General features: G+C 66.3%; 17 protein-coding genes. 6 read left to right on the top strand and 11 right to left on the bottom strand.

Going from position 1 to position 21,371, the window contains the following annotated elements:
* Nucleotides 1–7: 7 nt before the first annotated feature.
* Entirely contained in the window at nt 8–3,199 is a 3,192-nt protein-coding gene (locus HUN07_RS07580) for a type I restriction endonuclease subunit R (RefSeq protein ID WP_302675477.1), read from the bottom strand.
* A gap of 176 nt (nt 3,200–3,375) precedes the next feature.
* On the opposite strand from HUN07_RS07580, the gene HUN07_RS07575 reads away from it, so the two are divergent.
* The 3 genes from HUN07_RS07575 (at nt 3,376) to HUN07_RS07565 (ending at nt 6,522) form a co-directional block, all read left to right on the top strand.
* Nucleotides 3,376–3,894: a hypothetical protein gene (locus HUN07_RS07575; RefSeq protein WP_174908885.1), complete on the top strand. Its 519-nt coding sequence runs from the start codon at nt 3,376–3,378 to the stop codon at nt 3,892–3,894.
* Nucleotides 3,895–3,938: 44 nt separating this feature from the next.
* A complete protein-coding gene (locus tag HUN07_RS07570) occupies nt 3,939–4,625 on the top strand; it encodes a DUF4352 domain-containing protein (protein WP_174908883.1) in 687 nt (228 codons plus the stop codon).
* Between the two features lie 88 nt (nt 4,626–4,713).
* Nucleotides 4,714–6,522: a hypothetical protein gene (locus HUN07_RS07565; protein ID WP_174908881.1), complete on the top strand. Its 1,809-nt coding sequence runs from the start codon at nt 4,714–4,716 to the stop codon at nt 6,520–6,522.
* 62 nt (nt 6,523–6,584) lie between these two features.
* On the opposite strand, the gene HUN07_RS07560 is transcribed toward HUN07_RS07565, so the two are convergent.
* The 9 genes from HUN07_RS07560 to HUN07_RS07520 form a co-directional block, all read right to left on the bottom strand.
* Nucleotides 6,585–8,183, bottom strand: coding sequence for an HNH endonuclease signature motif containing protein (locus HUN07_RS07560; RefSeq protein WP_254622838.1), 1,599 nt, complete (start codon nt 8,181–8,183; stop codon nt 6,585–6,587).
* A 21-nt stretch (nt 8,184–8,204) separates the two neighbouring features.
* A complete protein-coding gene (locus tag HUN07_RS07555) occupies nt 8,205–8,366 on the bottom strand; it encodes a hypothetical protein (RefSeq protein ID WP_174908879.1) in 162 nt (53 codons plus the stop codon).
* Between the two features lie 26 nt (nt 8,367–8,392).
* A complete protein-coding gene (locus HUN07_RS07550) occupies nt 8,393–9,280 on the bottom strand; it encodes a hypothetical protein (RefSeq protein WP_174908877.1) in 888 nt (295 codons plus the stop codon).
* Nucleotides 9,281–9,338: 58 nt separating this feature from the next.
* Complete coding sequence (locus tag HUN07_RS07545; RefSeq protein WP_254622837.1) at nt 9,339–10,097, bottom strand: PASTA domain-containing protein; 759 nt, start codon at nt 10,095–10,097, stop codon at nt 9,339–9,341.
* A gap of 92 nt (nt 10,098–10,189) precedes the next feature.
* Nucleotides 10,190–10,642, bottom strand: a complete 453-nt coding sequence (locus tag HUN07_RS07540) for a DUF6508 domain-containing protein (protein WP_174908875.1) — start codon at nt 10,640–10,642, stop codon at nt 10,190–10,192.
* A gap of 50 nt (nt 10,643–10,692) precedes the next feature.
* The gene (locus HUN07_RS07535) at nt 10,693–10,965 is read right to left on the bottom strand and encodes a hypothetical protein (RefSeq protein WP_174908873.1); all 273 of its coding nucleotides are present in this window, start codon (nt 10,963–10,965) and stop codon (nt 10,693–10,695) included.
* Nucleotides 10,966–11,163: 198 nt separating this feature from the next.
* Nucleotides 11,164–12,339, bottom strand: a complete 1,176-nt coding sequence (locus HUN07_RS07530) for a restriction endonuclease subunit S (RefSeq protein ID WP_174908871.1) — start codon at nt 12,337–12,339, stop codon at nt 11,164–11,166.
* Nucleotides 12,336–13,949, bottom strand: a complete 1,614-nt coding sequence (locus HUN07_RS07525; protein ID WP_174908869.1) for a class I SAM-dependent DNA methyltransferase — start codon at nt 13,947–13,949, stop codon at nt 12,336–12,338. Before HUN07_RS07525 ends, HUN07_RS07530 begins: the two co-directional genes overlap by 4 nt.
* 2 nt (nt 13,950–13,951) lie before the next feature.
* Nucleotides 13,952–16,027, bottom strand: a complete 2,076-nt coding sequence (locus HUN07_RS07520; protein WP_174908867.1) for a hypothetical protein — start codon at nt 16,025–16,027, stop codon at nt 13,952–13,954.
* Nucleotides 16,028–16,229: 202 nt separating this feature from the next.
* Here HUN07_RS07520 and HUN07_RS07515 point away from each other — a divergent pair, with 202 nt between their 5' ends.
* Nucleotides 16,230–17,096, top strand: a complete 867-nt coding sequence (locus HUN07_RS07515) for a ribonuclease H family protein (protein ID WP_174908865.1) — start codon at nt 16,230–16,232, stop codon at nt 17,094–17,096.
* Nucleotides 17,097–17,105: 9 nt separating this feature from the next.
* Here HUN07_RS07515 and HUN07_RS07510 read toward each other — a convergent pair whose 3' ends face one another.
* A complete protein-coding gene (locus tag HUN07_RS07510) occupies nt 17,106–18,734 on the bottom strand; it encodes a fatty acyl-AMP ligase (RefSeq protein ID WP_174908863.1) in 1,629 nt (542 codons plus the stop codon).
* 250 nt (nt 18,735–18,984) lie between these two features.
* On the opposite strand from HUN07_RS07510, the gene HUN07_RS07505 reads away from it, so the two are divergent.
* Both HUN07_RS07505 and pnuC read left to right on the top strand, forming a co-directional pair.
* Complete coding sequence (locus tag HUN07_RS07505; protein ID WP_174908861.1) at nt 18,985–20,673, top strand: peptide chain release factor 3; 1,689 nt, start codon at nt 18,985–18,987, stop codon at nt 20,671–20,673.
* Nucleotides 20,673–21,353, top strand: a complete 681-nt coding sequence (gene pnuC / locus HUN07_RS07500) for a nicotinamide riboside transporter PnuC (RefSeq protein WP_174908859.1) — start codon at nt 20,673–20,675, stop codon at nt 21,351–21,353. Before HUN07_RS07505 ends, pnuC begins: the two co-directional genes overlap by 1 nt.
* Nucleotides 21,354–21,371 lie beyond the last annotated feature (18 nt).

Below are 21,371 nucleotides of genomic sequence, written 5' to 3'. Positions count from 1 at the left end.
CCGCCGCTCACGCCGCCATCGTCGGGGCGATGGCCTCCATCTGCTCGATGACGAGCTTGATCGCGGCCGGCTGGCGATCCGGCGGATAGCCGTGCCGGGTCAGCAGGCGCTTGATCTGTGATCGCAGGCGAGCCTTGACGTCCTCTCGGACGGTCCAGTCGGTCGACGCGTCACGACGCATCACCGCCACGAGGTCGCGGGCGATGTCCGCGAGCTTGCCCTCCCCCTGTTCCTCGACGGCCGACTCGTTCTGTGCGACAGCGTCGTAGAACGCGAGCTCGTTGTCGTCGAGCGGCGGCGTGAATCGGTTGCCTCGATCCGATTCGGCGGCCACCTCCTTCGCCATCTCGACGAGCGCGGCGATCACCTCGGCGGAGGTGAGCTGACTGTTGGTGTACTTCACCATCAACGACTGGAGCTTCTCCGAGAAGGCGCGGAGCCGTATCACGTTGTGCTTGGCGGCCTTCTGCGCCTCGTCGTTGATCAGCTTCCGCAACGCCTCGATCGCGAGGTTGGGGTTCTTCGCTTCCTGCGCCTTGCGGATGAAATCGACATTGATGTCACCCAACGAGGGCTTCGGCATCCCGGCCGCGTCGTAGATGTCGAGGACCTCACCGGATTCGACCGACGCCGCCATCAGCTGCCGCAGTGCCCGCTGGACGTCCTCGGGCACGGCCTGACCACGCGCGTAGCGTTCCTCCGCATCCCACTTGGCCATGTAGATGCGCACTTCCTCGAAGAACTGCGCGATCGGGGCCTGCTCGCGGAGCGCCTCGTGGCTACCGCAGATGGCCCAGGTCCGCGAGAGTTGCGACGCGAACTTGCGGTAGCGGGCCGCGAGGGTCTCCTCACCCTCCCCCACCTGGTTCTCGGGATTGCGCGGATCCCTCAGATAGTTGACTGTCGCATTGGCGGCATCGAAGTAGGCTCGCGGACCGGGTTTCTGAAGCTGCGACCGCCAGTCGAAGCCGTGCAGGATGTTCTCGATGATCGTGATGAGGTTCTTCGCGGTGTCGACGGCGGCGTCGATGTCGCGCCCCATGGGCTTCTGCTGCTGATCCGTCTCCGTGTACTCGGCCAGCGCGTGCGCGAGATTGTCGGCCAACGGCGCGTACGCGACGAGCAGGCCGTCCTGCTTGCCGCGGAAGGTGCGGTTCACCCGCGCCAGCGCCTGCATCAGCAGGGCGCCCTTGAGCGGCCGGTCGAGGTACATCGTGTGCAGCGGCGGCGCGTCGAAGCCGGTGAGCATCATGTCCTTGACGATGACGAGTTCGAGTTCGTCGTCGATGTCCTTGATGCGCTTCTTGATCGCGGCGTTCTCGGAGTCGCGACGCACGTGGTCGCTGATCGGCGGCTCGTCGCTGGGGTTTCCGGAGTAGACGACCTTGATCCTGCCGGTGGACAGACTGTCGGTGTGCCAGTCGGGACGCAGCGCCACGATCTCCCGATACAGGTTGGCGCAGATCTCGCGGGTGGCTCCGACGATCATCGCCTTGCCCGTGGCGGTCGGGTTGTCCTCGGAATCGACGAAGGCACGCATCGCGGCCCGCCGGATCTCCCAGTGCTCGACGATGTCCGCTGCGAGCTTCTTCAGCCGGGCAGGGGCACCGTAGACGGCGTTGATGACCGCCACGCTCTTCTCGATGCGATCACGTTCGGTGTCGTCGAGCCCGATGGTCGCCTCGTCGGCCGACGCATCCAGATCCTGTTCCGAAACATCCTCGGCGAAGGACACCTTCACGAGCCGGCTCTCGAAGTAGACCGGAACGGTGGCGCCGTCTTCGACGGCCCGGGTCAGGTCGTAGATGTCGATGTAGTCGCCGAAGACGTCGCGAGTATTGCGGTCCTCGAACGAGATCGGCGTACCGGTGAACGCGATCAACGTGGCGTGAGGCAGTGCGTCGCGCAGGTGTCGTGCGTAGCCGTCGAGGTTGTCGTAGTGACTGCGGTGCGCCTCGTCCACGACGACGATGACGTTGCGGCGGGCGGTCAGGAGTGGATGGCTGGCACCGGAATCCCGCTCGTCCTTGGTGCGACCGAACTTCTGCAACGTGGTGAAGTAGATGCCACCGGTGGTACGGCCGGACAGTTCCTGCCGGAGCTCCTCGCGCTTGCGCACCTGCTGCGGCTGTTCGGGAAGCAGCCGCGACCGCAGGAACGTCTCGTAGAGCTGGCCATCGAGTTCTGTGCGGTCGGTGATCACCACGACCGTCGGGTTGGCGAGCGCCGGGTGTCGGATCACCTGGTTGGCGTACAACTCCATCTCCATGGACTTGCCCGAGCCCTGGGTGTGCCACACGACGCCGGCCTTGCCGTTGCTGGCCACCGCCTGCACCGTCTTGCCGACCGCCTTGCTCACCGCGAAGTACTGGTGCGGCTTGGCAATCCGCTTCAGCAGACCGTTCTCGTCCCGGTCGAAGGCGGTGAAGTGGCGGAGCAGCTGCAGGAAGCGTTCCTGGTTGAACAGTCCGTACAGCGCGGTGTCGAGCGGCGTCGTGCCGTCGGTGAGGGTCTCGGTCGTGACGGGGGTGCCGTAGTCGTCGACGTTCCAGGGCGAAAAGTGGTTGAAGGGCGTGAACGGCGTTCCGTACCGCGCGGTGATTCCGTCCGAGATCACGTTGAAGACAGCGAACCTGAAGGCGAGCGGGAACTCCTTCAGATACGTCCGCAGCTGTGCGTGCGCCTGGACCAGGCCGGCGTTCTCGGCTCCGGCCTTCTTGAGCTCGATGACGCTGACCGGCATCCCGTTCAGGTACAGCACGACGTCGAATCGCCGGTGATAGTCGCCCTTCACCAGCGTCACCTGGTTGACCGCGAGCCAGTCGTTGTCGTCGGGTTCCGCCGACAGCAGCCGGATGGTCGGGGTGATCTCCTCACCCGACTCGTCGACGTAGGTGATCTTCCGGAGCCCCTCGGTGAGGAACTGGTGGATCGCCTCGTTCTCCGCGATGGCATCGGTCGACCCTGCCGTCGCGACGGCGGCGACGGCCTCGTCCACGACGTGGTCGGGCAATTGCGGATTGAACCGCGCGATCGACGCGCGCAGGCGCGGCACGATCAGAAGCTCGTCCCACGATGCCCGTTCACCCGAACCGGGCGCGATGTCCGCTCCCGCAGTGGGCCTCCACCCGAGTTCACCGAGAACGTCGAGGGCCATCTGCTCCCAGTCGTTCTCGGTCAGCGCGCGGCTTTCGATCACTGCTATGTCCTCCCTCACAACAACACAACAGGGCAAACAGTACCGGGCACCCGCAATGGCCATCGAAGGTCAAATCGCCACCTCTGATAACCCCAGTTATCAGGAATCTCTTTGGCATTGCGCTTCTCCGGTCCTCACGATGTGGTCATCACCTCAACCGAACCAGGGAGTCCGTTGTGACCGCTTTTCTCGGGCCCGAGCCCTCGTCCGATCCGCTTGGAACGACCGTCGTCGACACCCCGTCGACGCAGCCGTCGGGCAAGCGGCCGTTCTGGATCGGACTGAGTGCCGGCGTCGCCGCGACCGCGGCGGCAGTCGGCATCGCGTTCGGTGTCGTCACCGCCGTCCGGGCCGCGAGCGCACCCGGCTCGTTCGACATCACCGGGATGATCACGCTCACGGGCAAGACCACCTCGAGCGGACTTCCGACCGGATTCACGTGTGCCGGGGCCGGCGGATACAGCGATCTGTCTTCCTCTGCGGCGGTGACGGTTTCGGACGAGTCCGGAACCCTGCTGGCGAAGGGCCACTTCACCGGCAGCAGCGGCAGCTCCGGCTACTGCATCTTCGACTTCACCGTCACCGATGTCCCGCGCGGCAGCAAGTTCTACGAGGTCGAGATCGCCCACCGCGGCGGCCTGTCCTTCACCGAAGCCGAAGCCGAGAACGGCGTCGCGCTCTCACTGGGCGACTGACGCCCAGCTTCCATCCCATTCGACATCCATCAGAAAGGTCGACCATGACCGCTCCCCAGAATCCCCTGCCCGGACAGCCCAACCAGTTCCCGGCCACTCCCCCGGCGGTCCAGCCGCCGAAGAAGAAGTCCAAGAAGTGGCCGTGGGTGGTGGGTGCCATCGCCGCCGTCGTGGTGATCAGCGCGATCAGCAACGGCAAGGACGACGCGACACCCGCCGACGGTCAGGCAGCGGCAGCAGACGTCGTCGCGGTCGACGCGGCAGCACCCGCGGCTCCGGCGGCACCCGCACCCGCACCGGCACCGGCACCGGCACCGGCCGCGAAGAAGGCCCTGCCCGGATTGAACGCACCGGTCCGTGACGGCAAGTTCGAGTTCGTCGTCACGGACGTCGAGACGGGGCTCGGCACTGTCGGCGACAACCCGTTCCTCACCAAGAAGGCGCAGGGACAGTTCGTGATCGTGACGATGACTGTGCAGAACACCTCGGACAAGCCGAAGGGACTGAGCCCGAGCGACCAGGAGCTGTACGACTCCCAGGGGCGCAAGTTCACCGCCGACACGTCGGCGGGAATCGCCCTCGACTCGGACGTCTCGGTCTGGGACGAAATCAACCCGGGCAACAAGGTGACGATGAAGGTCGTCTACGACATGCCCGCCGACACCGCGCCGGCCGAGATGGAACTGCACGACTCGATGTTCTCGAGCGGCTCACGAGTCGCCCTCCAGTAGAGGGCCCGATCGGGCGGGCGCGAGCGCTGGGGGGTGCCCGCGCCCGCACCGACATATTTCGTAAAGCAGATCAAGGGGAGGAACAAGCATGACCGGCTCGGCCGCCGAACGCATCGCCACACTGGAGTACGCCGTGGGACCGCGGCGCGGAATCGTCCACACACACAATCCTGCGCGCTGGGGTGCCAGCGGAGCGGTGCGGCCCAGTTCGATCTCCGCGCCGCATGCTGCGGCCGTCGAATCTGCGGCATCGGCGTTCCACTATTCCGACGCCTGCGCGCTCTGGCTGCATCTCGCGCAGCCGGCGGCCGACCGCATCGAGATCACAATGCTCAACGACGACGCGCTGGTAGCCTCACCCGACCCGGAGGTCGTCTACCACCTCACCGGCGTCGACGGCGTCTGGCCCCGGGGCGAGGATCCACGCCGCTATACCGCAGTCCCGACCCGGGAAGTACTCGACGAACTGCTCGACAGGCTCGACGATCACAGTGGCCTGCTCGATGCCCGGCCGGCGAGTGCGCACGACATCTGGGATCACTTCGTCAAGCCTGACGAACGGACCGATCCTCGGGTGCGGGAAAGTATCGGGCCATACACGGGCTGGAGGCTGATTCCCGAGTCCTCCGTGCGCGTCGAGCCGCTGGGCCGGAACAACTTTCGAGAGGCCGATCGGGTGGCAGTCATCCAGGCGGTGATCGACAGCGCCGGTGGCACTGTCGCGGGGTGGTGCGATGCTCACGACGCGCTGTTTCGGCCGTCGGGGGTCGACGACAGTCCAGTCCTCGCGCAAGTGCAGGCACAGGATCTCGACGCGGACGATCGACGCCTGGTCCGCGAGCTCTTCCTCGATCTGGTTCTCTGGCAGGCGGATCGAACATCCGGCGCCCATCCGAGGACGACGCGGCACGACACGCTCGGCGTGCAGTGCCCCGCCGAAGTGGACGCCACCTTCCACGGGATCGGTCCGGATCCGGACGGCCGGAAGCTCTTCATCGGCGCGGGCAGGGACGGGTTCGAGTTTGCGGCGTACGACTCCGGTTCCGTCCCGGTGCTGTCGGAACCGGTGTATCGCGTGGTCGTGCCGCACGAGGGCATCCGCGCTCTCTGCGACCGACTGGGCGCACCCGCGCACGCGCACCCGCTGCCGGTCGTCAGCCTGTTCGCGGACGAGATCGCCGATCTCGGACCGCAGGAATGGCTGCGGCGCAACTCTGTGGAGGACTGGACCGAGGAACACCCCGAGCCCGTCGCGACCCCCACGTCGCGGGAACTCGCGGAGGACTTCGTCGCAGCCCTGCACCGCCCTCCCGCCGGCGGGCACGGATCGGGGGTCGGGCTTCCCGGCAAGACGGAGTTTCCCGCCACCTGGTCCCGGGAGACGGTGATGGCCCGGATCGAGTCGACGACGGTAGAACCGCAATCGCGGACGGTCATCGGCTGGACGGTGTTCGACGAACGCGAGTTCGACGGTGTCTGGGTGTGCGTGGTGTGGCGGCGCCGGCCGGACGAGGAGCCACGTGTGGTCACCGCGTATCCGCTGAGCGGCGACGGAGTGGTGTTCAACGAACTGCCTGACGACTATCCGAGGAATCTGGTGATTCCGACGGCGAACGACCTGTGCAAGGCAGTGGATTCGGCGCCGGATCAGCTGGTGCGCTTGGTCCGGAACACCGCATCCTGCGGCGAACCGTACGAGGCGATCCTCGCCGGCCTGCATGTGGCGACCGTGCACGGTATCGCGCTGCCGCTCGACCTCATGGACAACGTCGCGCAGCTCATCTTCGATAGGTTCTTCGACGACGCCGACTACGAGGAGCTGACCGCCGTGTTCTCGGCGCTGGCGGAGCGCGATCACCCGGGTTCGGTGTGGGGCCCCCAGGGATGGCTGGGCTGATAGGAAATCGTCGCGGCGGATAGGGAGTCGCCTCGGCCCTTCCGCGGCTCGATGCACCGGGCTCAGAAGGGCGCGGTGTCGTCGCACTCGACGACCGTGGGCGGCTCCGGTGGCGGCGCGGCTCGACGCCCTCGAAGGCTTGCGGGGAACCAGCTTTCGACGAGATAGTCGAGGTCGAGTTCGGCTTTCGAGTACCGGAGCCGTGCAAGGGTTCGTGAGTCGGTGAGCCGATCGACGAGTCGGGAATCGAGCCCGGCGCTGAGAGTCGGTTGCGGGTCCGAATCGGAGAACGGTCCTTGCGGATATGTCACGCTGGTCCGACCGGTGGGATCGATCCACTCGAGCCGGCCTTGCCCGACTTGGCGGACGGTCCAGTAGCCGAGGGTCTTGATCCGGTGGTGGGTCCGGCACAGGCACGCGAGATTCGACTCGACGGTGAGCCCGCCGCGATCCGGGTTCTCATGATCGAACGGGACCGTGTGGTCGAGGTCGCATGCGGTGGCGGGCGCGGCGCAGTTCGGGAAGCGGCACACGCCGTCCCGTGTCCTGACGATGTCCGCCAATTGGGAGCTCGGACGATAGGTTGTTGCCCGCAATCGTTCTCGCGTTCTGGAAGCGAGCGATTGTGGAGATTGTTCGGGGGACGGAAGTGTCGGTCCGATCCCGAGCACCGGCCCGGTGTTGCTGTCGCCGGTGAGCCTGGCTCGATCTGCCGCGGAAAGCGTCAGGACCTGCTTCCACGTGGCGTCCGCAGCGAGTTCGCGGGCCAGATCGGCGTCTATCGCGCCGTGTCCCGACAGGTACCCGGGGGCGTCGTCGAGTCCCAGCAGTGTCGACGCATCGACTCCGACGAGCACCTGTACCTGGACGCCGGCGCGGTTCTTCGCTGTGGTGTCGGTGCGGGCGGTGCAATCCACGCTGCCGCAGCGGCACTCGAGGTGGGTGTGGCCGGCGGCGAGAGCGACGAGCGCGTCTGCCCGGCGCTGCGCATGGGTCCGTGGGTCGTGTCCGCAGACGTCGAAGCTCATGGCCCGGAGTCGGGTTGCGAGGATGCGACCGCCCTCGGCGGGCAGCAGTCCGTCCAGGTGCGACATCGCGTGGTCGCCAGCAATTACTCTCACGTCGCGGTCCTCGACAGCACGTCGGCGCCGTTCTCGCGCGCCGTCAGGGTCGAGCCTCGCAATCAGACGTCGGGCACGCTCCTTCAGTCGCGTGGTGGTCGACTGCGCCGCACCGTCGAGCAGGCAGCGCTCGATCTTCTCCAGCTTGTCGTCGGAGACATTCGCCAGCGCCTCCGACAGCGCGTGGGCTTTCGCGAGGTCGATCCGCCCAGCCTGGAACTGGGCACGAACCTGATGCAGTCGCCACCGCAGGTCACAGCCGAGCCCGATCATTCGCCGGGCGGACACCTCAGTGAGCCCGAGGAGGCCGGCCACCTCGACGTGCGCGAACTCGCCGTGGTGCGCCTCGTTCCTACCGAGACGCGCATCCTCTTCGCAGCGGGTGACGAACAGCGTTGTCACCGCATCGATCTCACTGAACTGTTCACGCGCGATACGGGCGTGCCGCTCGACGAGGACGGCGGCCACATCCGCGTCCGCCGCCTCAGCCAACACCCCCGTATCGAACATGCTTTCGACTCTAGTGGAGCCCTCCGACAATCTCAGGCGTTTGCCGCGTTCTCACTCGCCCGACCCCTGGGCGAGGCGTCGGTTCAGTTCTGCCGAGCGCTGCGCCACTCGACGCGCGATCTCGGCGACGCGCTCCTTGTCGACGTGCATGCCCGCGGCGAGCGCTTCGGCATCGGTGCGGCGATCGTCAGCTTCGTCCAACCTGTCCCCCACTTATCCTTGGCCGGGCCGGTTCTCGATCAGCGAGACCCGTTCCGCCGTTGCTTGCCGAGCGCGGTTGCCGCCTTCTGCGGCATCTTCCGCGGCGGGCCGGTCACCGCCCGGGACGGCACGGGTGTGGGTAGCTGGCGGTGTCTTGAGGCGAGTGCATGAATCGCGTCGCGACCCTCCGCGCGGATCTTCGCCATCCCAGGAACCTCGCTCGGCACCGCCTTCTCCAACGGCGGCGCTCCGAGCGCGGCAAGGGCTCTTCGGGCCGAAGCGATCTCCTTCTCCAGGTGCAGGCATGTGGCACAGCGCCAGCCGGACTCGAACCGCGACAGGTTCTTGACGACCAGGCACACTCCACACCGTTTCGGCTGCGGCGCCGGAGCGGGCTTCGGCACCGGCGTCGTCGTCGGTTTCGCCTGCGTCTGTGGAACCGGTACCGGCGGGGCCGGTTTGGGATTCGACTGCACCACCGGAGCAGGCCTGGCCGGTTGCACGGGTTTCGGCGGTTGCACGGGTTTGGGCGGCTGAATGGCAGACAGTTCGGCTTCGAGTTTCGCTACCCGCTCACTCTTGCTGTCGAGCAGCGCCGCGAGTTCACTCGCAAGCCCACTGGGAGACTGCTCGAGATAGACGAGCTCCGCCTTCGCCTGCTGATACTCCTCTTCGAGTTGCACCGCGCGACGACGGTCGACGATGGCGGTCTCACAGGCCGCCAGCCCGCCCGCCGGCAGTGTGGATTCGCCGAACACGGCCATCGCGAGTTCGGTGCGGGCACGGTTCCAGGCCCGTACGCGCGACTGGAGGTCGACCTCGAGGGATTCCTCTTCCAGGACGAGCGCGAGCGCAAACTCGAGCTCGTCGGACAATGCCCGCGCGGCACCTCGCGCCCGACTCAGCAGTTCATCCAGATCGTCCATCGAACTTGCCAATCCTCAATCCCCCCTGTGTTGGTGCCAGCTTCGTCAACGGGACGCCTCAGGAGCAGTCCCCGGGCTCCCCGTACTTGACCACCGCTAGCACGGCATCACCCTCGGCGATCGGAGTGCCCGCTGCGGGGCGTTGCTCCACGACCACCCAATTGCGATCCGAGATCTGCATCCGGCCCTTACCGGTCGCATCCTCGCTCCGGGAGTAGAAGACTCCGGCCTCCTGGATCGTGTCCTGCGCCTTCTGCAGATTCATGCACTTCACGTTCGGCATCAATGCCTGGGCAGCTCCCCGACCGGCCGACGCCGCCGAGGTCGGCTGCGGTGCGAGCGGCGCCAGCCCGGCCGGGGCGGCGGGGACCGCGGGTGGCGGTGCCAGCGTCGCGGGCGTTCTGCTGGTGTCCTCCGTCGACGAGTCATGGTCGAGTCCATCGCTGATGTCGCCGATGATCCCGATCAGGACGAACGCAGCAGCCACTGCGGATGCGATGACGACACCCCGGCGAACAGGCTGCTTCGTTGGCGCCTCCGGCGGCGGGGCGAAGGCCGCGGACGTATCGCCGGCAAGGAACGCCTCGTGCCCGGCCTGGGCGCGGGCGGCCAGGGCGTCCTTCTCGGCCTTGATCCTGGCGAAGTGGTTGCGAATCGGTCGACCGACGGCGAGATACCACAGGCCCGCCGCCATGATCAGGGAGATCCCGACGGAGCCGAAGTCGAGTTGCACGAGGCTGACGATCGCCAGCCAGGTCACGACTCCGGCGAAGAATCCGGCGAGGACGCGAAGATACGGAATTACGGCGTTCATCATCTTCCTGGTGCTGCGCAGGGAAGGGCTAGATTGCCCTTCGATTCGGATGTGATTGTGACAGGCGCCACTGACATTTCGCGCGGGTGTCGCGCCTACGACTCCGTGACCAACACGACCAGACGATCGAACAGAGCCGGCATCGTTCCGTTGTCAAAGACGCCGACGAGCGCTCCCTCGCAGAATCGATCAGCGAGAACCAGTCTCGTCAGAAGACCCAGCACCTCGGCGACATCGAAAGCAGCCACGACTGGGCCGACGTCTCCGCGCTCGGGCAGCCGCCCGACCGCCGGCTCGGCAGCACCGACGAAAGCGCGATCCAGGAGACCCTTCGAGTCGAGCCACCTCACCGACTCATCGACCAGCGGGTCCTCGACCGTGTACCCGAATCCCAGGGCGCCCGCCCGGGTCGGCTCTGAACGCTTCACGTATCCGAATTCGCCTTCGTGCAGTCGAATTCGTTCGACGAGCATCCGCAACTCCGCGATGTCCTGCGAGTGCAGTGCGGCCAGGACGCCTTCCGGTGTCCGGAAGTTCTGATCGGTCATTGCCTGTCCCCCCCACCTCTCAGTGTGCAATCAGCGAGTACCCCGAACGTTCAGCGACTCTCTTCTGGTCGGAAGTCGAGCAGACGTTCCAGGAGCGGCGGCAGCAAGCCGAACTCCAGCGCGTTGTGGGTCGCCCGCTCCGATGTGCGATCGACGCCGATGGTGCTGGCGATCATCCCGAGAATCTCGGTGGGACCGAGTTGCGGGGCAAGATTCCGCATGCCCATCAGGTCCAGCCGGTTTCCCACCCGATTCAACGCGGCCCGATCGAAATCGGTGACGATCAGATCGTGGTCATGGAGAAAGCTCACGACCTCTTCCACGAGCGGATCGGGTACGTCTTCACGGTCCCACGGGGCGGCGCGGAAGTTCGATCCGTCCGCGGGCCAACGCGTATCGATCCGCTCGACAAGCGACCGAAGCTGCGCGCGCCCAGGCTTCTCGGTCGAGGTCGGCGATCACTTGTGGGGCCCCGGATTCGACGATCCCTGGCTGCCCCGCGTCCGTTCGCGCCTCGTCGCTCACAGCACCGCTTCGACCTGACGTTCCGCATCACGGACGCGAAGTTCCCCAGACATCAGACGTGGAAGCAGCGCGTCGCGGGTGGCGGCGAGGGTCTCGGATTCCTGTTCAGCAAGCAGCGCACGTTCCCACAACGCAGTCATGAACGAATCGCGCTGCTCAATGACAGAGCGGGAGGGGACCTCGACCAACTCGTCCAGGTGGCGGCGCTGGATGTGTCCCATCGTCGTGGCCTTGTCCGCGGCAATGTCCTTGAACTGTTGCAGCTTCCGCTGAATCAGCTGATAGACCAACCACGATGGGTATCCCTCTGCAGGAATCACCTTGAAGATGTGCTGGTTCACAATGGCGTCGTCACGGAACCACCGATGCAGGGTCAACGAGCCCGACCAAGCGAAAAGGATGTCTCCTGCCCGCGCGACGAACTTGTCGTCGACCTCGATGTCACTGAACACAGTCGACCCGCCGATACCCGAATTCAGTTCAGCAATCCGAACCACAACACGGCCGGTTCCACTCGCACCCTTGGTGAACGCCTTTCCGTTGACGAAGTCAGCAGTCGCCGAGAGAGGAACAGTCGACGATTCTTCGAGCATCTGAGCAAACGTGATCGAAGCCAGCTCCTCAACCTTCTCGGTCAGCTTGCGATTCCCGGCGATCTTGTCGTCGAGGGCACCGAGGATTCCGGCAATAGCACACTGTTGCGCGAGGGACGAATGGACATCCAGATGCAGCTTGCCGAAATCGCCCTTCTTGAAATGCGGAATCATCGTCCCCACATGCATGTTCTCGATTTTGCGTCGAGTGTCAGGGTTCTTCAGTAGATAGTAGAGGTAGCGAGGCGTGACCTTCGCCTGATCGGCCCGTAGCGAGACCATATCCTGCGCAATACAGAACGGTACCGGGTCAGGCACCATCGCAATCCGTCCCGGACTACCTTTACATACGAACAGAATATCGTTCGGCTCCGGGTGGCCTCGAAACCACTCGCTATACGTCTGGCGATCGACATACCTGATGTTCTCAGAAACAGGATAAAGTTGATCTTCCTTCAGGCAGTTGGTTGCAATCAACGGAATCCCCGAATCCGCTGTTGGGCAGGATCTTCCACGGTTATCAACGATCTCCGACAACAACTCCGGGAGGGAGTAGCGAGCCAAGACAGGAGCACTCACAACACCCTCCCCAACTGCTCGCGCACGACGGCTTGCAATCGCGCCGACTCGTCGAACTGCTCGAACAGTTCCTTGGTCAACCGCTCCAGCTTCTCTGCGATCGGTTCGCCGTCGTCCTCAATCGGAGCAGCGCCGACGTACCGGCCCGGAGTGAGGGCGTAGTCCGCTTCCTTGATCTCCGCGAGAGTGGCCGAGTAGCAGAAGCCGGGTTCGTCCTCATAGACAGCACCGGAAGCAGATCCCGTTCCGCGCCAGGCATGGAACGTGCCAGCGATCTTGGCGATGTCGTCGTCGCTCAGCGCCCGCTCGGCGCGGTCGACCATGTAGCCCAGGTTGCGGGCATCGATGAACAGAACCTGGCCCTGGCGGTCGATCTTGCCCTTCGGCCCGACAGCCTTGTCTTTCGCGAAGAACCACACGCACACCGGGATTCCGGTGCTGCGGAACAGCTGTGTGGGCAGCGCGATCATGCACGAGACCAGGTCGGCCTCCACCAGCTGCGCCCGGATCTCGCCCTCGCCACCGGAATTCGACGACATCGACCCGTTGGCCATGACGACACCGGCGCTGCCACGCTCGGCGAGCTTCGAGATGATGTGCTGGATCCACGCGTAGTTCGCGTTGCCCGCCGGGGGAACGCCGAACTTCCAGCGCTTGTCGTCTTCCTTGCGTGTCCAGTCTTTGATGTTGAACGGCGGATTGGCAAGGATGAAGTCTGCCAACAGGTCCGGATGCTTGTCCTGGGCGAACGTGTCCTCCCAGCGGTCCCCGAGGTTGCCGGTGATGCCGTGGATCGCGAGGTTCATCTTCGCCATCCGCCACGTGCGCTCGTTGAGCTCCTGGCCGTACACCGCCACCTCGGTGGGGTTGCCGCCGTGCCGCTCCACGAACTTCTCGGTCTGCACGAACATGCCACCCGAACCACAGCACGGGTCGTACACACGACCGCTGTACGGCTCGAGCATCTCGACCAGTACCCGCACCACCCCGGCGGGCGTGTAGAACTCGCCGCCGCGCTTACCCTCCGCACGCGCGAACTTCTCGAGGAAGTACTCGTACACCTCACCCAGCAGGTCCCGCGCCTTCGTCGCGCCGTGACCGGTGAAGCGGGTGTCGCCGAACAGGTCGATCAGTTCACCGAGCCGGCGCTGGTCGACGCTCTGGTTATTGAAGATCGTCGGAAGCGTGCCCGCCAAAGTCGAATTGGCTGCCATCAGCTCACGCATCGCAGCGTCGATCAGCTCACCGGCCGTGCGTCCCTCGACACCGACAGCTTCCTGAATGCCCTTCGCGTTCTCCGCAAGGAAGCTCCACCGCGCCGGCTCCGGAACCCAGAAGACACTGCTGCCGAGGTATTCGTCCTCGTCGTCGATCAGCGTCGCGATCTGATCCTCGTTCATCCCCTCCGCCAGCAGCTCCTCACGGATCTGGCCGCGGCGCTCGTCAAACGCGTCGGAGACGTACTTGAGGAACACCAGCCCGAGGATCACGTCCTTGTACTGCGAGGCGTCCATGGACCCGCGCAGCTTGTCCGCGGCCTTCCACAGAGTGTCCTTGAGTTCCTTCATCGTCGACGGCGCGGAGACCGCAGACTTCTTCCTCGATGGCATCGTCAGCCTTTCTCTGTGACGGTCTGTGGTGCCGGTGCGACGGTGAGCGCTCCGTGCGCCACGCCGTCCACCAGCGTGGTGGTCAAGTCTTCGAGGGTGCCGAGCAGCCGTCGGGCAGCCGCCCGACGCTCCCGGAGGTCGGCGAGCGCGGCAGTGACCGCACCCACCTGATCGGCCTGCACTCGCGGGATCTCCCAGGTCTTCCAAGCCGATCCGCTGCGGATCGCGCCCGGCGGTTTGGCCCCCACCCTGCGGCTCTGCAGATGCCGCGCAACGAGTTCGGGTACCAGCCCGGAAGCGCCCACGTCCGCGATTCGGAGGATCCGGGCCGGCCACATCACCACCGACGACCCCTCGACGTCGACGATCACCCCGAACGACGGGCTAGTGCAGAACACGATGTCGCCCGGCTCGGTGTAGCGGCCACTGGGGTAGTCGGTGACGAACGTCAGACGGTCGATGCCCCGCGATCCGACTTCACAGCGACCGAGGATCTCGTCGGTACCGATCACCGGCACCGAACCGCGCGCCTCGATATCGATGGCATCGATCCGGTTACCGGGCAGCACCCGGAGCTCCTTCGCGGCGGCCAGTTCTCCGGCCGTCTGGAACCGCGGGCGCCTCGTCGTCCGGTATTCGACCCGCAGATCGAGCCCACCATCGACAAGTCCGGCAGCGCTGTCGAGCGCACCCACCAGTTCGAGCACACGTGCCGCGGCCTCACCGGCGTCGACCGGAGGACGATGCACCTTCGGCTTCGCCGTGAGCACCCCGCCTGCGGCGAGCAGTTCCGCAGTCTTGTAGAAGTGGCCAAAGCGAAAGGCGTGTGCACGCACGGACTCCCACGGACCCATCGCGGCAGTGACGTCGGCGATCACTCCGTCGATGACGTCGTCGGTGAGCTCGACAGCGCTGAGATCGGCCAACACCGTGCGCCGAGCGGCGGCCGGAATCGTTCGGTCCACCGCGCCCAGTACCCACAGGGCCATCGACAGACCCGGCCGCGAGGGAAGCAACCCCTCCGACAGCCGGACGACTGCACGCAGGTGACCCGAGCGCAGCAGATCCGAACGCAGCGCTTCGGCTTCCCGCTCACGTAGCGGGTCGGCAAACGTCGCCGCCGGGCCGATGATCACCGCGCTCTGCCCCGGACCCATCTGCAACGAGATGTTCTCGATCTCCGCGAGGATGTCGACGTCCGTGTAGCCAGTCGTGGACGACGACGGGTACTGCGTCAGAAACACCGCCGGACGGTCGACGCTGAAGTCCGCCCCGAACCCCTCCTCCGGCAGACTCTCGCGCCGCAACCCGTGCACCGCGAGCCGCCGCAGCGCCAGGCGCGCAGTCGGAGTGGACGAACCTCCCGTCATGACGGTCGGCTCCGCGTACTCGGGCAATGCGGCTCGCAGCGCGATCAGCAAGTCGGTACTCGCCGGCGCCGGATCGATGAACAGCGTGTCGGTGTCTTCCGCGAGTGCGACACTCACTCGTGCTCCCAGAGACAACGCCGCAGCGCCGAGGGCACTGTCGGACAGTTCGGGTCGCTGCATCCGGAAACGGCGCGCCATCACTGCCTCGAACGCATCGACCGAAGTGAACGCGGCGTCGGACATCCGATCCGTGTACCGCGCAAAGGTGGCGAGTTCGTCGCCGAGGGCCTCGAGCTCATCACAGAGAAACTCGTTGTCGGGGTCGAGCTCTTCGACCTCGTCGAGCAGGTCGTCGGGCGTGAGATCACCGAGACGCTCCCCCAACATCACTTTGACGGCCAGCAGGGCCGTGATGCCGTCGATCACCGCGTGTGGGTGCATTGAGGTCTTGTGGTCCAGCGCGGCATGGATCGCGACGTCCTCAGCGAAGGAGATGTTGTTACCGAGGCCTCGCGACCGCAGCCACTCGACCACCTCGTCGGCATCGAACTTGTCCAGGACACCGTCGACGACGGTCGGCCTCGGGAAAGGGCGATCATCGCCGCAGTACCTCTGTGCCCATGCGGTGACGACCGGGCGCTGCACCTTGGCGAGCTTCGCGATGTCCGGCCGGGTGAGGAGAAGGGGTGACTGTTCTGACTCGCGCATGCGTCGGACTCCCCCCACCTCGATCCGGCCTCGGTCGACGGCCGCCCGAGCAATCTATCCGATCGGGCCGATCGCCCCGCCCCAAATGCACGAGCGAGCGTCGATAACCCCGGTTATCAATCTTCATCACGTTGCTGTCGTACGTACCGGGCATTCTGTTCGGTGTTACCCGAACAAAGGATCCGAACGAAGGAGAAAGCCCGTGCTTGCCGTGATCCACGCCCGCAAGAACCGCTGCCTCGACGGCGGTCTCGCCCGCGCCGTCGCCGTGTGGCAGGCGAACGACGAAACGCACACGCGCCTGTTCGTCCGCGACGATGCAACCGACGCGTCGTACTTCGCGGCGGCGCTCGATGCGTTCTCGTTCCTCCTCGACCTCTCCGCCACCCGCGCGGAGCCCATCCTGCTCCACCTCACCGACAACACCCTCCGCAAAGAGATCGATCACGTCCTCGACGCATTCCCGTCGATCACGATCGTCGGGGTGGCCCGGGGCGCCGTCGCGGATCTCTCACGCGTTGGTCTCGATGCCCTCGATGCCGATGCCGGCGCACGGACGACCGCACGCGAGGAGCTCGAGCGCCTGCGAATCGCGGCGCTGCCGGAGCTGACGGTCGCCACGGATGCCTCCAAGTCACGCCGCCGGGGAGTCGGCGTGGCCTGTGTGAGCGAAGAGGGCAATCGTCATCAGCGGATGGTCCCGAACGTCAAGACGGTGCTCACCGGTGAACTGCTCGCGATCGAACTCGCGATCGACCGGTTCACCGACCGCCGGCTCCACATTCTCACCGACAGTCAGGCGGCACTGCAGCACCTCGGGGTGCTGCAGTCGAACTGGCCGCTGCCACGCGATGGGGAGGCCGCGGTGGTTGCGGACCGCATCAGGCACTCGTTAGTCGGTCGACACGTCCGTTTCTCCTGGGTGCGCGGGCACAGTGGGCACCTGTTGAACGAGACCGCCGATCGGCTCGCCGTGGCGGTCCGACGCGCCCACGAGGCGCAGATCCCGACCGAGATTCGCCGGGCCGTCGCGGAGCGCATCGTCGAACCGGTCCTCGCCGCAGCCTGATTCAGGCCCTCAGAGCAGGCTGATCGAACTCGACCGTCGAAGCTTGCCCGACGAGGTCTTCGGGATCGACCCGGGCCCGAGGACCGCGACGTTGCGCGGGCGGACGCCGACCTCGGAGACCACGGCGTGCGCGACCTCCCGCTCGATCCGCTTCACCTCGTCCTCGTCGTCGATTGCGTTGGTCTCCACAGCAACTGCGAAGCTCTCCCGCTTGTCGCCGGCATCGAGGCGGATCGCGACTGCGTTGCCGGGGCGCACCCCCGCGACCGATCCGGCGGCGCGCTCGATGTCGGTGGGATAGATGTTGCGGCCGCCCATGATGATGACGTCCTTGACGCGTCCGCACACCACGACCAGCCCGTCCTCGGTGAAGTAGCCGATGTCGCCGGTGTTGATCCAGCCGTCGTCGTCCTGCGTCGGCACCGGCCCGTCGACGGTGAGATAGCCGGGCGTGACGGACTTTCCACGTAGTTCGATCACGCCGACGGCGCGGCGCGGCAACTCCAACCCGTCCCGCGCGACCACCCGCCCCTCGAGTCCCGGCACCAGCGGCCCCAGCGTCGGGAGGGGTCGAGCGTTACTTCGGTTGGAGCGCACCGCCATTCCGCCGGCCTCCAAGAGGTCCGGGTCGACGTGGTCGAGCACCATGCCCTGCCCGGGTTCGGGCACCGACACCGCGAGGGTCACCTCGGCCATCCCGTACGTCGGGGCGAGCGCCATCGGATCCAGGCCGAATCGGGCGCCGGCCTCGGCGAGCGCGATCATCGTGTCGGGATCGACCGGCTCGGCCCCGTTGAGCAGGCACCGCATGGTCGACAGGTCGTACTCGCCCTCGGGCGCCTGCGCCAACCGGCGGGCGAGCAGAGAGTACGCGAAATTCGGTGCCGCGGTGAGTGTTCCGCGATACTTCCCCATCAGTTCCGCCCACAGCAGCGGCGCATTCAGGAAGTCGAGCGGGGTGATGTGGACCGTGGTGGCGCCGATCTGCATCGGCACGGCGAGGAAGGCGATCATGCCCATGTCGTGAAACAGGGGCAGCCAGCTGATCATGACGTCGCGGTCGGGGTTGAACTTGACGCGGTCGATCATCGCGTAGGCGTTGGCGTAGAAGTTGCCGTGCGTGAGCTGCACGGCCCTCGGCGAACCGGTGGACCCGGAGGTCAACTGCTGCAACGCAATGTCGGTCTCGGACGTGTCGACCGGGTCGATCTCACCGCCCGCACGCATCTCGTCGATGGTCACGACCTTGATCCCGCGCTCGATCAGCAACGGGACCGCCGCCTCGAAGGGCGACCCGATGATCACCGCGGTCGCCGCGATCATCCTGATGATCATCTCGGTGTCCTGCACCCACACCTGCAGGTCGGTACGCGGCGTGGGCTGGTGCAGCATCGTCACCGACGCGCCCCGCATCCACGTCGCCTGACAGGCCGGGGCGATATCGACGGGCATGCCGGCCAGAACGCCGATCGCGTCGCCGTGCTCGATCCCGGCGTCGGCGAGCGCACCGGCCATGCGGCGCGCAATCGCGTGGACCTCGCCCCACTCCTGGCGCAGCGGCGCGTCGGGTTCGCCGGTGATCAGGGCCTGCGAACTCGTCGCGGCCGTGGAATACATCTCGTCGGTGAACTTGCTCATCGCAAACTCCTGCCGGTCCCTGTCGGGACACTACGACTGTCTCCCCCGGTTCCCGACACGTATATCCACAAGCGGTGCCGACCTGTTACCCGTCGGCGGTGCCGAACTCGGACCACGTCGGCAGTGCCGACCTCGGACCACGTCGGCGGTGCCGACCTCGGACCAGCACAGCGCCCGCGTACCCTGGTATCGGTTTCTCACCACCGCTTCATCGCCCGGACTCCGACCACGAACCTGAGAGGCTCACCCGTTGACTAGCGCGCCCGACTCGGCCGAGCTCACCACCGCCGAGACGGCGTCCACTGCGGGTGCCGTTCCCAAGTCCCTGAAGGCCGAGGCCACCCGGCGGCGCACGTTCGCCGTCATCTCTCATCCCGACGCCGGTAAGTCGACTCTGACCGAGGCTCTCGCGCTGCACGCGAAGATGATCTCCGAGGCCGGCGCCGTGCACGGCAAGGCCGGCCGTAAGTCGACCGTCTCCGACTGGATGGAGATGGAGAAGGCTCGCGGCATCTCGGTGTCGTCGACGGCGCTGCAGTTCAACTACCACTCCGACGAGACCCCCGACGACCAGATCAACGTCATCAACCTCGTCGATACCCCCGGTCACTCCGACTTCTCGGAGGACACCTACCGCGTGCTCACCGCTGTCGACGCGGCCGTGATGCTCATCGACGCCGCCAAGGGCCTCGAGCCGCAGACCCTGAAGCTGTTCCAGGTCTGTCGCCACCGCGGCATCCCGGTCATCACCGTGATCAACAAGTGGGACCGCCCGGGCCGCACGCCGCTGGAACTGCTCGACGAGATCAACGACCGTATCGGCCTCGTCCCCACCCCGCTGTACTGGCCGGTCGGCATCGCGGGCGACTTCCGCGGTCTGCTGCGCCGCGGCCTGGGAGACGCTGCGGGCGAGCCCGTCGAGTACATCCGCTTCACCCGCACCGCCGGTGGCGCGAAGATCGCTCCCGAGGAGATCCTCGACGCCGACGCGGCCGCGGCTCGCGAGAGCGACGAATGGGTGACCGCGGCCGAGGAGAGCGAACTGCTCTCGGCGAGCGGCCAGGATCACGACCAGGAACTGTTCCTCGCGGGCCAGACCTCGCCGGTGATCTTCGCGTCGGCGATGCTGAACTTCGGCGTCCGTCAGATCCTCGACACCCTCGTCGCGCTCGCGCCGCCGCCGGGTGTGCGCAAGGACATCGCCGACAAGCCGCGCGAAGTCACCGACCCGTTCAGCGCCGTCGTGTTCAAGGTGCAGGCCGGCATGGACACCGCGCACCGCGACCGCCTCGCGTTCATGCGCGTGGTGTCCGGTGTGTTCGAGCGCGGCATGGTCGTCACGCACGCGCAGACCGGCAAGCCGTTCGCGACCAAGTACGCGCTGACCGTCTTCGGGCGCGACCGCACCACTGTCGAGAACGCCTACCCCGGCGACATCGTCGGCCTCGTCAACGCCAACGCGCTGGCGCCGGGCCACACGCTGTTCACCGACAAGAAGGTGGAGTTCCCGCCGATCCCGTCGTTCGCGCCCGAGCACTTCTCGGTGCTGCGCGCCGAGAGCGCCAGCAAGTACAAGCAGTTCCGCCGCGCCGTCGACCAGCTCGAATCCGAGGGCGTCGTGCAGATCCTGCGAAACGACATCCGCGGCGACGCGTCGCCCGTCATGGCGGCCGTCGGCCCCATGCAGTTCGAGGTGGTCGCGGCCCGAATGAAGGCCGAGTTCAACGTCGAGGCACGGATGGAGCCGCTCGGCTACGCGCTGTGCCGCCGCACCGACGCCGAGTCCGCCGTCGAGCTGGGCCGCCAGCGCGGCGTGGAGGTCTTCACCCGCACCGACGGCGTGTTGCTCGCGCTGTTCAGCGACAAGTGGCGCCTGCAGTACATCCAGAAGGAGATGCCGGAGCTCACGCTCGAGCCGCTCGTGGCCGCAGGCGACTAGTGAGCGTTCTGCAGACGCTGTTCGACGCCGAACTGCACATCGGCGGCGCCACGATCCTGTGGCGCGAGATCATCGGGAACGGTTTCGGCATCGCGTCCGCGATCGGCGGCATGAAGCGCGTCGTGTGGGCGTGGCCGGTGGGCATCATCGGCAACGCCCTGCTGTTCACGGTGTTCATGGGCGCGCTGTTCCACACCCCCCAGGACCTCAACCTGTACGGCCAGGCCGGCCGCCAGCTGCTGTTCATCACCGTGAGCGCGTACGGCTGGACACGCTGGCTGCAGTCGCGCAACGACTCCGGCAAGGCGGTACTCCCGCACTGGGCGTCCACCCGCGCGCGTATCGGCATGATCGCGACGATGGCGATCGGCACCGTCGTGTTCGCGAAGGTCTTCGAGGCGCTCGGGTCGTGGGGTCCGTGGCCCGACGCGTGGATCTTCACCGGGTCGATCCTCGCGACGTACGGCATGGCCCGCGGCTGGACCGAGTTCTGGCTGATCTGGATCGGGGTCGACGCCGTCGGCGTGCCGCTGCTCTTCAGCGGCGGCTACTACCCGTCGGCGCTGCTGTATTTGGTTTACGCGGGCTTCGTACTGTGGGGCTTCGCGGTGTGGCTGCGGATCCAGCGGCGGACCGTCGCCCAGCCGGAAACCACCGACGTCGCGCCGCGTCAGGAATGAACCACCGACCGGTCCCGT

The organism is Rhodococcus sp. W8901, assembly GCF_013348805.1.
GTDB lineage: Bacteria > Actinomycetota > Actinomycetes > Mycobacteriales > Mycobacteriaceae > Prescottella.
This window is presented reverse-complemented; position numbering and strand designations above follow the sequence as displayed.